General features: G+C 54.5%; 13 protein-coding genes and 1 tRNA gene. 5 read left to right on the top strand and 9 right to left on the bottom strand.

Annotated elements, in window-relative coordinates; translation table 11 throughout:
• Window positions 1-53: 53 nt before the first annotated feature.
• From nqrF to HW561_RS10650, 6 genes are read right to left on the bottom strand one after another with little or no spacing between them, the layout of a single operon-like run.
• Complete coding sequence (nqrF, locus tag HW561_RS10675) at window positions 54-1,277, bottom strand: NADH:ubiquinone reductase (Na(+)-transporting) subunit F (protein WP_176864521.1); 1,224 nt, start codon at window positions 1,275-1,277, stop codon at window positions 54-56.
• A gap of 13 nt (window positions 1,278-1,290) precedes the next feature.
• The gene (gene nqrE / locus HW561_RS10670) at window positions 1,291-1,899 is read right to left on the bottom strand and encodes an NADH:ubiquinone reductase (Na(+)-transporting) subunit E (RefSeq protein WP_176864519.1); all 609 of its coding nucleotides are present in this window, start codon (window positions 1,897-1,899) and stop codon (window positions 1,291-1,293) included.
• Window positions 1,899-2,552, bottom strand: coding sequence for an NADH:ubiquinone reductase (Na(+)-transporting) subunit D (locus HW561_RS10665; RefSeq protein ID WP_176864517.1), 654 nt, complete (start codon window positions 2,550-2,552; stop codon window positions 1,899-1,901). Before HW561_RS10665 ends, nqrE begins: the two co-directional genes overlap by 1 nt.
• On the bottom strand, window positions 2,552-3,367 hold the full coding sequence (locus HW561_RS10660; RefSeq protein WP_176864515.1) for a Na(+)-translocating NADH-quinone reductase subunit C: 816 nt from the start codon (window positions 3,365-3,367) through the stop codon (window positions 2,552-2,554). Before HW561_RS10660 ends, HW561_RS10665 begins: the two co-directional genes overlap by 1 nt.
• Window positions 3,360-4,568, bottom strand: a complete 1,209-nt coding sequence (locus HW561_RS10655; protein ID WP_176864513.1) for an NADH:ubiquinone reductase (Na(+)-transporting) subunit B — start codon at window positions 4,566-4,568, stop codon at window positions 3,360-3,362. The genes HW561_RS10660 and HW561_RS10655 overlap by 8 nt, the downstream gene beginning before the upstream one ends.
• 5 nt (window positions 4,569-4,573) lie before the next feature.
• A complete protein-coding gene (locus HW561_RS10650) occupies window positions 4,574-5,917 on the bottom strand; it encodes a Na(+)-translocating NADH-quinone reductase subunit A (RefSeq protein WP_176864511.1) in 1,344 nt (447 codons plus the stop codon).
• 298 nt (window positions 5,918-6,215) lie between these two features.
• On the opposite strand from HW561_RS10650, the gene HW561_RS10645 reads away from it, so the two are divergent.
• The 3 genes from HW561_RS10645 to HW561_RS10635 all read left to right on the top strand — a co-directional run bounded on the left by HW561_RS10645 (window position 6,216) and on the right by HW561_RS10635 (window position 8,874).
• The gene (locus HW561_RS10645; RefSeq protein ID WP_176864509.1) at window positions 6,216-7,331 is read left to right on the top strand and encodes a THUMP domain-containing class I SAM-dependent RNA methyltransferase; all 1,116 of its coding nucleotides are present in this window, start codon (window positions 6,216-6,218) and stop codon (window positions 7,329-7,331) included.
• A 117-nt stretch (window positions 7,332-7,448) separates the two neighbouring features.
• Window positions 7,449-7,525: transfer RNA gene (locus tag HW561_RS10640), tRNA-Pro, on the top strand.
• A gap of 704 nt (window positions 7,526-8,229) precedes the next feature.
• Window positions 8,230-8,874, top strand: a complete 645-nt coding sequence (locus HW561_RS10635) for a hypothetical protein (protein WP_176864507.1) — start codon at window positions 8,230-8,232, stop codon at window positions 8,872-8,874.
• Between the two features lie 135 nt (window positions 8,875-9,009).
• On the opposite strand, the gene HW561_RS10630 is transcribed toward HW561_RS10635, so the two are convergent.
• The 3 genes from HW561_RS10630 to HW561_RS10625 form a co-directional block, all read right to left on the bottom strand.
• The gene (locus HW561_RS10630) at window positions 9,010-9,216 is read right to left on the bottom strand and encodes a hypothetical protein (protein ID WP_176864505.1); all 207 of its coding nucleotides are present in this window, start codon (window positions 9,214-9,216) and stop codon (window positions 9,010-9,012) included.
• A 407-nt stretch (window positions 9,217-9,623) separates the two neighbouring features.
• Entirely contained in the window at window positions 9,624-9,782 is a 159-nt protein-coding gene (locus HW561_RS23910) for a hypothetical protein (RefSeq protein ID WP_235962864.1), read from the bottom strand.
• A 20-nt stretch (window positions 9,783-9,802) separates the two neighbouring features.
• Entirely contained in the window at window positions 9,803-10,387 is a 585-nt protein-coding gene (locus HW561_RS10625; RefSeq protein WP_235962863.1) for a class I SAM-dependent methyltransferase, read from the bottom strand.
• Between the two features lie 527 nt (window positions 10,388-10,914).
• On the opposite strand from HW561_RS10625, the gene HW561_RS10620 reads away from it, so the two are divergent.
• Together HW561_RS10620 and HW561_RS10615 are read left to right on the top strand one after the other, a co-directional pair.
• The gene (locus HW561_RS10620; protein ID WP_176864503.1) at window positions 10,915-11,172 is read left to right on the top strand and encodes a YjhX family toxin; all 258 of its coding nucleotides are present in this window, start codon (window positions 10,915-10,917) and stop codon (window positions 11,170-11,172) included.
• Window positions 11,173-11,181: 9 nt separating this feature from the next.
• Window positions 11,182-11,703, top strand: coding sequence for a GNAT family N-acetyltransferase (locus HW561_RS10615; protein WP_176864501.1), 522 nt, complete (start codon window positions 11,182-11,184; stop codon window positions 11,701-11,703).
• Window positions 11,704-11,818 lie beyond the last annotated feature (115 nt).

The following is an 11,818-nucleotide window of genomic DNA, read 5'->3' as shown; positions in this document are numbered from 1 at the left end:
GCAACCTTGTCAAAAAAGGAAACCGGCGCTTGATGCGCCGGCTTTTTTGTCTGCTACCCGCCGAAATCGTCAAGCATGATATCTTCACGGTCCACGCCCATATCCAACAGCATATTGATGACCGATTGGTTCATGATTGGCGGACCACACATGTAGTATTCGCAATCCTCGGGCGCAGGGTGGTTCTTGAGGTATTCGTCGAACAGGACATTGTGGATGAAGCCGGTATAGCCTTTCCAGTCATCCTCGGGCTGAGCGTCCGACAGTGCCACATGCCATTCAAAGTTATCGAATTCCTCGGCCAGCGTGTCGAAATCCTCGACAAAGAACATCTCTTTCTTCGACCGCGCGCCGTACCAGAAGCTGATCTTGCGGTTGCGGTTCTCAAGGCGTTTGAGCTGATCAAAGATATGGCTGCGCATCGGCGCCATGCCGGCGCCACCACCGATGAACACCATCTCTTTCCCGGTTTCGCGGGCGAAGAATTCACCGAACGGACCTGAAATAGTGACCTTGTCACCCGGTTTCAGGTTAAAGATATAAGACGACATCTGACCAGCGGGAATACCCTCAGACCCCGGCGGCGGTGAGGCTACACGGACGTTGAGCATGATCATGCCACGCTCATCAGGATAGTTCGCCATGGAATAGGCACGCTCAATCGGCTCAGACACCGTGGATTTGTACTGCCACAGATTGAACCTGTCCCAATCCTCGCGATACTCCTCCTCGACATCAAAATCGGTATAGGCAAGTTGGTGTGCCGGGGCTTCGATCTGGATGTAGCCACCAGCGCGGAAATTCACATCCTCGCCTTCGGGCAAATCCAGTGTCAAAGCTTTGATGAAGGTTGCCACGTTCTCGTTCGACCGAACGGTGCATTCCCATTTCTTGACGCCAAATACCTCTTCAGGAACTTCAATGTCCATGTCCTGTTTAACCGCAACTTGACAAGACAGCCGGTCGCCGCAGGACGCTTCGCGCTTGGTGATGTGGCTTTCCTCGGTCGGCAGGATCGACCCGCCGCCCGAATGTACACGCACACGACATTGCGCACAGGTGCCGCCGCCGCCACAGGCCGACGGCACGAACAGTTTTTCAGCCGCCAATGTTTGCAGTAATTTGCCGCCCGCAGGTACCGAGATAGTCTTTTCGCCGTTGATTGTGATGTTCACATCGCCGGTCGATACCAGTTTCGAGCGCGCCGCCAGAATGATCGCAACCAGCGCCAGAACGATGACGGTAAAAAGGGCAACGCCGAGTGAAAAAGTTTCCATTCCCTTGCCCTCCTTACAGCTTCACGCCCGAGAAAGACATGAAGGCCATCGCCATCAGTCCCGCGGTGATGAAGGTGATACCCAGACCCTGCAAGCCATCGGGAATATCCGAATATTTCAGCTTTTCGCGCACGCCCGCCATCGCGGTGATGGCCAACGCCCAGCCGAAGCCCGACGAGATGCCATATGTGGCTGCCTCGGCAAAGTTATAGTCACGCTCTACCATGAACAGCGAACCACCCAAGATGGCGCAGTTCACAGTGATCAGCGGCAGGAAAATCCCCAGCGCGTTGTAAAGGGGTGGAAAATACTTATCGAGCACCATTTCGAGGATCTGCACCATCGCCGCAATTACGCCGATATACGAGATCAGGCCAAGGAAGGTCAGATCCACATCCGGGAACCCGGCCCAGGCCAAAGCGCCCGGCTTCAGCAGATAGGTCAACAACAGGTTGTTGGCCGGAACGGTAATGGCTTGCACGACCATGACCGAAATCCCCAGACCCAGCGCGGTTGAGATCTTTTTCGACACGGCGATGAAGGTACACATGCCAAGGAAAAAGCTGAGCGCAAGGTTTTCGACAAAGATGGCCTTTACGGCCAGAGAGATAAGACCTTCCATCAGTGTGCCTCTGCCTGCTGGATTTTGTACTCGCGGTCTTCGACCTGGTTCGGTTTCCATGTCCGGAAAGCCCAGATCAGCAGACCGATCACGAAGAAGGCGGACGGCGGCAGCAGCAGCAGGCCGTTGGGTACATACCACCCCCCGTTGTTCACGGTCTGCAGAATTGTCACGCCGAACAGGCTGCCTGAGCCGAACAATTCACGAATGAAACCAACCAGCATCAGGATCAGACCATAGCCAAGGCCGTTGCCGATCCCGTCGATGAACGATGCCACCGGTGGGTTTTTCATGGCGAACGCTTCGGCGCGGCCCATCACGATACAGTTGGTGATGATCAGACCGACAAAGACCGACAGAGTTTTTGAGATCTGGAATGCGTAGGCCTTGAGGATCTGATCGACCAGAATTACCAGCGAGGCGATAATCACCATCTGCACGATAATCCGGATCGAACCGGGGATTTGATTGCGCAGTATCGAAATAAACATCGATGCAAATGCGGTCACAAACGTCACCGCCAGCGCCATCACGAAGGCCACCTGCAGGGACGAGGTCACCGCCAATGCGGAACAAATACCCAGCACCTGCAAGGTGATCGGGTTGTTGTCGACCAGCGGATCGACCAACAGCTCTTTCTTTGTCTGGGACATCAGAGATCTCCTGCTTGCAGTTTGGCCAGGAACGGGCCATAGCCCGCGTCACCCATCCAGAATTTCACCAGATTATCAACACCGACCGAGGTCAGCGTCGCACCGGCCAGCGCGTCGATATAGAAATCGGGTCCGGCAGCGGGTTGTGACTTGGCGACGGTGATTTGCAGATCGCCCGCATCATCGCGCAGTTTCTTGCCATTCCACAGCGCTTTCCAGCGCGGGTTGTCCACCTCGGCCCCAAGGCCCGGTGTTTCACCATGTTGATAGAATTGCAGGCCGTAGATATCGTTGCCGTTGTTCTCCAGCGCGATAAAGCCATACAGCGTCGACCAAAGACCATAACCGTGCAGCGGCAGGATAGCTTTATCCAAAGCGCCCGCATCGTCACGCAACAGATAGATCACGCGATATTTGGCTTTGCGGCCAATGCCTGCCGGGTCATCATCCAGCGCAACGCTTAGTTCAGGGTCACTGGCCGCAGCCAGATCGTCAAATGTAGCCGGGTCGAACTGATCATCGACGAAATCGCCGGTGGCGAGGTCCAGCACATGCGGCTCGAACGCTGCGAAGGCTTCTGTCACGTCGATACCGGGCTCAAAGACCCCCGCCACCTGCAACACGTTGACCTGCTTGTCCTTCAGCTTATTCGCTTCTTGTACGGGGCGCAGGCTGACAGCAGCAGCCGACACGATCATCGAGGCGACAAGACAAACGGCAACCGCGACAAAGATCGTCTTGCCAACGGAATCCGGTGAGGCCGCCAGAAAACGGGCAATCGCGCCCTTGGGCTTTCGGGATTGCGTATCAGACATGGCGACGCGCCCTCCGTTTGATGTTGGCCTGAACGACGAAATAGTCGATCAGCGGCGCAAACACGTTGCCGAACAGGATTGCCAGCATCATGCCTTCGGGGAAAGCCGGGTTCACCACACGGATCAACACAACCATGACACCGATCAGCGCACCGTAGACATAGCGGCCCACATTGGTATGGCTGGCCGAAACGGGTTCGGTCACCATAAAGGCCAGACCAAAGGCATAGCCGCCCAGTACGACATGCCAGTACCATGGCATTGCGAACATCGGATTGGTGTCGGAACCGATCAGGTTCAACAACCAGGTAAAGGCGATCGTTCCAGCCAGACAGCCCACGATCAAGCGATAATTGGCGATCTTGGTCAGCAGCAGGAAGGCCAGACCGATGATACAGGCCAGTGTAGATGTCTCGCCAAAGCTGCCCTGAATGGTGCCGTAAAACGCGCTCCACCATGTAATGCCGTCCGCGGCCAGTGCCTGAAAGCCATCAGCCGCCGAAACCGCCAGCGCGGTCGCACCTGAAAAACCATCAACGGGCGTCCAGACTGAATCGCCCGACATCTGAGCAGGATAAGCAAAATACAGGAACGCCCGGCCGACAAGCGCGGGGTTGAGGAAGTTTTTGCCAGTGCCACCAAAGACCTCTTTGCCAACAACCACACCAAAGATAATCCCCAGCGCGACCTGCCACAGGGGCGTCGTTGCGGGCATGATCAGCGTGTAGAGCATTGAGGTCACGAGAAACCCTTCGTTCACCTCATGGCCGCGCACGGTGGCGAAGACGACCTCGAAGATACCGCCCGCGATCAAGGTGACGATGTAGATCGGCAGAAAATACAGCAATCCGTGCGTCACGTTGGCAAAGATACTGGATGGGTCCAGCGAAATGCCGAACATCTGCAAAAGGGCAACCCGCCAGCCGGTTGCGGCATCCGCCCCCAGCGCCGCGATGGCCGAGTTCGCCTGATATCCGGTGTTCCACATTCCCCAAAGAATACAGGGGATCGTGGCAATCACGACATAAGTCATGATCCGCTTCATATCCACGTATGACCGTGCGTGAGGAGCAACAGAAGTGACGGCCTTCGGAGTGTAGATGAAGCTTTCCACCATCTCGTAGATGGGGAAATACTTCTCGTACTTGCCGCCCTTGGTAAAGTTCGGCTCGATCCGGTCAAAGAAGCTGCGCAAACCCATTCGGCTCAGCCCTCCTTTTCAATTTTGGACAGACAGTCGCGCAGCGCCAGCCCGTATTCATATTTCGCCGGACAGGCAAAGCCCACAAGGCCGAGGTCCTCTTCGTCCAGCTCTAATGCACCCAGCGCCTGAGCGGTGTCGGTGTCCATAACCAGCAACGCACGCAGCAGCTGCGTTGGCAGATAGTCCTGCGGCATCAACTCTTCGAACGTGCCGGTCGGCACCATGGCGCGACGTCCGCCGTTCAGGTTGCTGGTAAAAGCATAAAGCTTTTTGGCAAATGCCGAGCCCAGCACCGGCTGCACGGCGTATTTCGAAGGCATCGGAAGAATCCAGCCCAACGTGATCTGATCGTGGTCTTCACGGATAATCGTGATCTGACGCGCGAAACGACCGAGATAAGCTGTCGGTCCTTCTGCATGTTTTCCTGACAGGATCGAACCCGAGATGATGCGCGCCGTGCCATCCACGTTAACCTCGTCGCGTGTCAGATCCTCGGTCGAAGCCCCCATGACCGTGCGGATCAGGCGCGGCTGACGTGCACCCGGCCCGGTAAGTGCGATGACGATATTGGGATCCAGATGACCGGTCTGCATCAGGCGACCAATAGCGATCACGTCCTGATAGCCGATGGTCCAGACCTGTTTGTCGCCCGCCAGTGGTTCCAGAAAATGGATGTGCGTTCCGGCCAGGCCTGCGGGGTGCGGTCCGGAAAAGGTTGCAACCTCAACGCCCGGCACATCTCCACCTGGAACAGTCTCACCGTCCCTATGGCACAGATAGGTCTTGCCCTCGGTCAGTTTCGCGATTGCACTAAGCCCAGCCGCAAAGGCATCTGCTGCATCCGCGATAATCACTGCGGCGTCAGCGGCCAGCGGCTCACTGTCCATTGCAGTGACGAAAATTGCAGACGGCTTGCTGCCAGGCACCGGGATCTTTGAATACGGGCGTGTACGGAAGGCCGTCCACAAACCAGCGGCGCACAGCTTTTCGGCCACACCGTCGGAACTGTCCGCATCACCGATGCCTGAAAAGTCGATGCCCATGTCGTTAACATCCGACACTTCGATGACGACGCTTTGCAGGACGCGCCGCGCGCCCCGGTTGATGGCGATAATCTTACCGCTGAGCGGGGCCGCTATCATGGCCTCAGGCGCGTCCTTGTGACAGAACAGCGGCGTGCCGCGCTGAACCTCATCACCTTCCTGCACCAGCATGCGCGGCTTCAGACCAAGATAGTCTGATCCCAATGCTGCAACGGTCGAAAATTCTGGCCCCGGTTGGATTTTCTGCTCAGGAGCACCCTGAACCGGCAATTCCAGCCCTTTTTTCAGTTTGAAAGTTTGCATATCGCTACTGTCTTCCAAGCCTCTTCCCTGCGCCTGCTATATCTTACCACTTATTCGTGGCCTTCAAATAGCGCGGATTGCTTCGCCAGCAGGGTCGCAAAAGCGCCATAAACCGGCTGAAATCCGCACGCGTTACTCTGATCACGGACCCTTTACGCGGCGACGCTTCGAAACGCAAACCTGTTACCGCTGAAATCAACACAACACAGTCACTTTCTTCTGAACGCGCAACGACGCGGCCAAAATAGCACAAAAAAAGCGTGTCGCGCCTATTTTACTTCCGGTGTAAGCAAGCGGAATGGAAAAATCTGACACCCTTGAAATCTTTTTGGTCGCGACACCCGGCCTCGAAGCCCCACTATGCGACGAGGCCATCCAAAACGGATTCGCCGAGGCCCACAAAGTCCCTGGCGGCGTCAGTTGCCGAGGCGACTGGTCCGAGGTCTGGCGCGCCAATCTGTGTCTGCGCGGCGCCAACAAGGTATTGGTACGATTGGGCAGCTTCCCGGCGGTGCATCTTGCACAGCTGGACAAACGAGCGCGCAAATTTCCATGGGCAGATTTCCTGCGCCCTGACATCGCCATCAAGGTCGAAGCCACCAGCCGCAAGTCCCGCATTTACCATGCTGGCGCCGCCAAACAACGGATTGAAACCGCAATTTCAGAAACGCTGGGTGCGCCCATTTCTTCCGAAGCCAGCCTGCGCGTCTTGCTGCGGATCGAAAAGGATCTGTGCACGCTTTCTGTCGATACTTCCGGGGACCCATTGCACAAACGCGGCCACAAACCCGCCATCGCCAAAGCCCCGATGCGCGAAACCATGGCCGCGATGTTCTTGCGTGAATGCGGGTTTGACGGATCCGAACCGGTTCTGGACCCCATGTGCGGCTCAGGTACTTTCGTGATCGAAGCCGCCGAGATAACCTTGGGCTTGCAACCTGGCCGCTCGCGCCGTTTCGCGTTTGAGGATCTTGCGGGATTTGATGCACAAGCCTGGCAAGCTCTGCGCCAGCATGGCGCGGTGCCGGACATAGATCTGACCTTTATAGGTTCGGACCGTAATTCCGGAGCCATAGAAGCCGCCAGCACAAATGCCAACCAAGCTGGGGTGTCACACATTACCCGTTTTACCCAACGCGCAGTCAGCGACATAAAACCCTCCGAGGGTCCAGCCGGGTTGGTCATCGTCAATCCACCCTATGGCGCACGGATCGGCGACGAAAAGCGCCTGCGATCCCTGTATGGTAGCCTCGGCAAAGTCCTGATGTCCCGATTTTCGGGGTGGCGTGTGGGCATTGTAACCAGCAGCGCCTCACTCGCCCGCTCGACGCGCCTTCCCTTGCTGCCAGCCGGGCCTGTTGTTGATCACGGAGGCACTAAAATCCGGCTGTATAGAACGGATCCGCTGCCGTGATATCTGCGCGAAAACCGGCTAGTTTACATTAGGTCATTGCGACATGAACCTTCGGGAATAGGCTTCAGAATTCCTCTTGCACATCCAAATCCTCGGGTATAGATCACCCGCCACGGTCGGAGTGTAGCTCAGCCTGGTAGAGCACTGTCTTCGGGAGGCAGGGGTCGGAGGTTCGAATCCTCTCACTCCGACCAATAAAATCAAGATGTCAAATGCAGAGATATTTTGCCTTTTGACCAGTTAACTTACCTTTCCGCCAACAAAAGTTACTTCTCGCAGTCTGAATTACTGCTACTTCAAACGCTCCTTTTGAAGTAATCGGTCCTTACCGGATGAGGTGGATAGTTCCTGCTCCGTCGGCATCGAACGCGCCAAAGTGCAGTTGTTACCAAAAAGAGGTGCGTGTAGTCTTTCGACCTAAGCGGCAATCAACCCTCCCGCTCGAACCCGTCTTCCTGAACATCGGACCGATGACGGACTACGCTGAAATGCTGACCGTTTAAGCAGGCAATGTCCGGATTGCGCGGGATCACGGCTCGCTGCATCAGCGAAGCTTTGTATGCCGGTGGAGGTCTGCTTAGGGCTCAAACCAGTCATCTGACGGTTTCGGTTGGACATCCTGCCGGTTCAGACGGCATCAAGGTCAGCTGAGCGGACTTAGCGGCACTGGTCGAACCCTGCTTGTTGCGGCATACATTGAATGAGATGATCGCCAGCAAACGCTCGAAATCGCGTGATGATCGGCTTAAGAAAGGAATGCAGATTGGGCGAAAGTGATCTTGGCATACTGTATGCGTTGCTCATTTTGTCGCCCTACATCGCGGTAGGCGTGTTTTGCCTGATTGGGGTGTTTCTTCTATTCCGGAGTGGGCGCACGCCAAAGATCCTGGGAAGTGGCATGCTGGTCGTTGCTGCCATAGGGGTTTTCGGAATTCCTGTCCTGAACAGCATTCTGCAAAATCGCACAACGAATGAATTTCTCGCGGACGCCGTGTTGCCAGAAGCCATCAAGATGTCAAATGCCAGCGTTCTTGTCGCTGGATCACAATCTCCGAACTGCGCCTTGATATGCGCGATGATGATTGATGGCGGATATGCCTCGAAAGTTTTCGAAGTTAGGGTGGGTCAAGGTCCTGCCGAAGAAATCTATCGCCCTGGCCCGTACGACCTGACCAACTTGGAAGGGTTTGTTCAGGATGCGAACGGAAGGCCGCTGGTTGCGGAACTGGTTTCTCCTGAAGTGACATTCGTTCTTTTTAACGAAACACACTGGCTAGCCTATCACGACGAGCAATCATACCTTCAGTTCCCTGAGTCGACCTATAGTGGCGTATTCCTATTTCGAGTTACTGACCCTCGTGCTTTCGATATTTCGCAAGCTGAGCTTGTTCTGCGCATCTATCAATCCGAACAGAAGGCAGGTAAGTTCCTTTGGTTTTCCGAAACCACCAATGATCGATCCGTACCGAGCGATGCGCAAATCTCAAGAGTTTTCGAGGCTGCTTTGTCAAAGGGCGCATCCCTGACTGCCGTAGAACAGTGAGTTTAGTAGGGTCTGTTTTGGGGCCAGACCGGTCATCTGACAACTTCTATCGGGCATAAGGCTGGTCGGTGGTGTCCAACGACCGCTGAGCGGACTGCAGCTGCCATTCGCTTCAGCTGCACCGACTTATTTTACTTAGTCTTCGGCATCCCACCTCAAATCTTTGGCAGGAACAACTTCGCTTCCCATGTTCTGGATGAATGCAGCCTCTATGTCCTTTTTATGCTGGTCACGAAAACCCAAGTTCGAACCCGGGTTGTAATTTTCAGCTAACATCACCCATTCAGAAAATTCACTCGCAGACACGTTCCCATATTCAGGAATGAAATGTGTTACATGCATTGGTTTTCCGTCGATGACGCCTCCACAATATCCATAACGGACGCAAACAAAGTCCATTAGTCCATCAAATCGATTTTGGGGCATTTCATACTCGACACGCTAGAGCTGTCGTGTGGCGCTAGATGAGCGCAGTTGAATTCTGGTAGCTCATCAATACCGCAGCGAACAGCTGAGCGTAAAGGGCCATTTTGCTCATGATGTGTTGTAACTAGGGGCTCGCAGCTGACATTCGATCATTTCACTCAAACAATTGACGGGCACCTAGGCGGCCAATGTCGGCTAAGTGCTGAGAGCGGCCCAATGCATCCGCAGAAACTCAGCCGAAAGGTAACGGCGGCTCAGGGCTCAAACCACCTGTCTGAACCCACTGCAGAGAATGGCCGCTCCGAGGAAACGCAGTTGTTTGGCTAAGGCGTATCTTCCGAAAGCGCTGAAGGTTTATGCCCAGCAACGCTGGTTGCACAGCCAAATACATGTTTTTTCAGCGATACTGTTAGGCCAGCATCGCGCAATGCTTCCGCCATATGAGCGCTACTTTCAAAATTTCGAATGTAGGTGCCGATCATGCTAAAATCGTGAGCGCCCTTTAGGAAAAGCCGTTCAATCTGCGGCAAAGCCTATCGAGGTAGAATCGGTAGAGCGGGCGTAGCATCCAGCCTTTAGGGTCTGACGCCTCAATCAATGAAAAGCTGCCACCCGGTTTTAAGATACGTGCAATCTGATTGGCCAAAACGGTTTGCTGGCTGGTATCGAAGGTCTTTAGGCCAAAAGTTGAAACGACAAGATCGGCATGATCTACGGGTAGATCGGTCTGTAATGCGTCGGCCTCAAGGTGAGTAATCTTGTGAGCAAATTCGCCGTGCAGCCGTTCAACGGCCTCTAAATGCATACGGTGCGAAATATCTAGCGCTGTGACTGTGTCGAGATTCGGGAAACGGCGTAAAAGATGTGGCCAAACCTCTCCCGTACCTGCCATTAGATCAACCGCGATAGCACCGGATTGCTTAGGAGGGATCAGGCGGGCAACGCATTGACGTCGCCACAGATAGATAAAGCCAAAGGAACTTACAGCACTCCATTTTCGATAGTTCGAGGAACACCTATCAAACAAGTCAGCAACAAATGCTGGATCATAAATGTTTTGGTTCGCTTCGTTACTTTGGCTTGTCATGAGATCGCCAGCTTTCCTGAAATGAAATCACTACATATTTGGATTGGAACACCATGCCACGCTAAAAGCAGCCGTTAGCGCGAGCACGCGAATGGCAGAAAAGTCCCGCTCACACGCTATTAGCAATCTGGTTTTGAACGTTCGGAATGTGCATTCGCGGCCTGCTGCGTGAGCGAAAGACCGAAGCGTGATCAACGGCTGCTTAGGGCTCTTACTACCAGTTAAAGCGCTTCGCAGAGAATGGCGGCAGAGAGCCCATACTCCCACAGTGGTGTGTCGCAGCGAATGCCCACATTGTGACACCCCTGAAAAATTCTGCCACCCATATTGACCCAACTTGGGTGAAGGCCTATCTGCTCTCCACGTCTGAGGCGGCGCGCCTCACTCGATGGAGATTTTATGAAAGAGTCTCGGGCCTAACGCCCGTTCCTGGCGAAGCAAATTCAGGAACACCAACATTAATGGGCACACTCACGCGCGACGCTGAGTGTCCTGTTTCTGTATTTTCGTAAAATCGAGACATCCCAATGAATATCTCAAAGCACGAACAGCGTGTTTTGCATGAACTCGCGCTCGGCGGGTCGATCCATCACGAACGTTTGGCAAATGGCAAAATCCACACCATCACATGCTACACCCGCAACGGACATGTGTTGGAAAATTGCACACTCACCGTCTTTCAATGCCTTCTGAAGCGGCGCTTCATTCAATCAAAGAATGGTCGACCCTACCGGGCAACTGCCTCAGGGATCAAATCCGTGCACGCCCAAATGAACCAAAGATAGGAAAATCCCATGACACAAACAGATATTGAAGCCATTTTGGAAGTTCATCGCTTGGCATTTGGTGAAGCTGAAGGCGCGGAAATCGCACAGCTGGCCAAGGATTTCCTCGATCGCCCGGATACGATCTCAATCAGCGCCAAACGCGATGGGAAGATTGCTGGAAACGTGCTGTTCACACCCTTTGTCTTCAAGGACCATCTTGCCACAAAATGTTACCTGCTGGCGCCTTGCGGGGTGTCACCAGAATATCAAGGCCGTGGTGTTGGCAAGGAGATCATGGAAACGAGCATACGCCAACTCACGTCCACCGGAGCAGACGCTGTGTTCGTGTTGGGCGTGCCGACGTTCTATCCTCGGTACGGGTTTGCCCAGACTGACAAGCAAACACCATACCCTGACTTGTTGACAGCGACCGAGGCATGGATGGCACTCGAGTTGACCCCGGGAACAGTCGAGAAACTGAGCGGCCAAACGATAGCGATCCAGCAGTTCATGCAATCGCATTGGTGGGATACATCGGGACGCGGATAACACCACGCCTGCAAACAACCAGATATTCGACAGTGCGTGTTAACGGGCTTAGAATCGTGGCTTATCGCAGACGGAGCGCACTGACCAACAAGGCAGACGTATTTTTTCAATTGCA

Source organism: Ruegeria haliotis (genome assembly GCF_013377785.1).
Lineage (GTDB): Bacteria > Pseudomonadota > Alphaproteobacteria > Rhodobacterales > Rhodobacteraceae > Ruegeria > Ruegeria haliotis.
This window is presented reverse-complemented; position numbering and strand designations above follow the sequence as displayed.

Bases quoted from the DNA above. Each gene is read 5' to 3' on its own strand.
- nqrF (WP_176864521.1), bottom strand. From the start codon at position 1,277: ATGGAAACTTTTTCACTCGGCGTTGCCCTTTTTACCGTCATCGTTCTG.
- nqrE (WP_176864519.1), bottom strand. From the start codon at position 1,899: ATGGAAGGTCTTATCTCTCTGGCCGTAAAGGCCATCTTTGTCGAAAAC.
- HW561_RS10665 (WP_176864517.1), bottom strand. From the start codon at position 2,552: ATGTCCCAGACAAAGAAAGAGCTGTTGGTCGATCCGCTGGTCGACAAC.
- HW561_RS10660 (WP_176864515.1), bottom strand. From the start codon at position 3,367: ATGTCTGATACGCAATCCCGAAAGCCCAAGGGCGCGATTGCCCGTTTT.
- HW561_RS10655 (WP_176864513.1), bottom strand. From the start codon at position 4,568: ATGGGTTTGCGCAGCTTCTTTGACCGGATCGAGCCGAACTTTACCAAG.
- HW561_RS10650 (WP_176864511.1), bottom strand. From the start codon at position 5,917: ATGCAAACTTTCAAACTGAAAAAAGGGCTGGAATTGCCGGTTCAGGGT.
- HW561_RS10645 (WP_176864509.1), top strand. From the start codon at position 6,216: ATGGAAAAATCTGACACCCTTGAAATCTTTTTGGTCGCGACACCCGGC.
- HW561_RS10635 (WP_176864507.1), top strand. From the start codon at position 8,230: ATGCTGGTCGTTGCTGCCATAGGGGTTTTCGGAATTCCTGTCCTGAAC.
- HW561_RS10630 (WP_176864505.1), bottom strand. From the start codon at position 9,216: ATGCATGTAACACATTTCATTCCTGAATATGGGAACGTGTCTGCGAGT.
- HW561_RS23910 (WP_235962864.1), bottom strand. From the start codon at position 9,782: ATGATCGGCACCTACATTCGAAATTTTGAAAGTAGCGCTCATATGGCG.
- HW561_RS10625 (WP_235962863.1), bottom strand. From the start codon at position 10,387: ATGACAAGCCAAAGTAACGAAGCGAACCAAAACATTTATGATCCAGCA.
- HW561_RS10620 (WP_176864503.1), top strand. From the start codon at position 10,915: ATGAATATCTCAAAGCACGAACAGCGTGTTTTGCATGAACTCGCGCTC.
- HW561_RS10615 (WP_176864501.1), top strand. From the start codon at position 11,182: ATGACACAAACAGATATTGAAGCCATTTTGGAAGTTCATCGCTTGGCA.